The following is a 676-nucleotide window of genomic DNA, read 5'->3' as shown; positions in this document are numbered from 1 at the left end:
CCGGCGTGCGACCTCGCCCGGGAACCGCGCCGCGACGCCGGTGTGCGTGAGGAGGTCGAGCACGCCGAGCTCGCGATCGCGCAGGCGTTCGTCGGCGAGGACCACCCGCTCGCCGCGCTCTTCGCCGAGTTCTTCACCGAGTGCGATGGCCAGCGTGCGTCGCGCGCGGGCGTACGGCGAGCTCCAGAGGGAGTCGAAGCCGGCGACCCGCGGCCGAAGCCAGTCGCCGAGGGCACGCGCCTGTTCGACGCCCGTCGGCGACAGGTCCACGTCGGCATCGCGCACGTCGAGGGGGATCACCTCGAGGCCCTCGACCTCCGCACGGGTCGCGGCGACGTTGCCGACGCTCTCGGCGTGCCTCGCCAGCCACAGTTCACGCATGCGCACAGCCAATCACCGGCATCGACGGCGCGGAAATGCGTTGACAGGTGCCGCCGGGGCGACTACCGGCGACGGATGCCGCGCTGTCAGGTGCGTGGTGCACACTGGACCCGTGATCGCCGAGCACGAGCTGACCTGGAGCCCGCGGCATCCGACCGACCTGCTCCAGACCATCTCCCCGCTGCGCCGCGGTCCGGCCGACCCGACCTACCAGCGCGACCCGAGTGGCGGGGTCTGGCGCACGACTCGCACCGCCGGCGGCATCGCCACGCTGCGCTACACGCAGCCGGCCCCC

The 676-nt window shown here is 73.5% G+C and carries 1 protein-coding gene and 1 pseudogene; one reads left to right on the top strand and one right to left on the bottom strand.

Annotation, left to right across the window (positions count from 1 at the left end; all coding sequences use genetic code 11):
- A partial coding sequence (locus tag GH736_RS23885) for a histidine phosphatase family protein (protein WP_162529611.1) occupies nt 1–381 on the bottom strand: 381 nt, incomplete at its 3' end.
- A gap of 112 nt (nt 382–493) precedes the next feature.
- Between GH736_RS23885 and GH736_RS23880 the strand changes: the two are divergent.
- Nucleotides 494–676, top strand: a pseudogene (locus GH736_RS23880) (DNA-3-methyladenine glycosylase 2 family protein); the annotation flags it as partial.

Origin of the sequence: Agromyces humi (genome assembly GCF_009720255.1) — a bacterium.
Taxonomy (GTDB): domain Bacteria; phylum Actinomycetota; class Actinomycetes; order Actinomycetales; family Microbacteriaceae; genus Agromyces; species Agromyces humi.
This window is presented reverse-complemented; position numbering and strand designations above follow the sequence as displayed.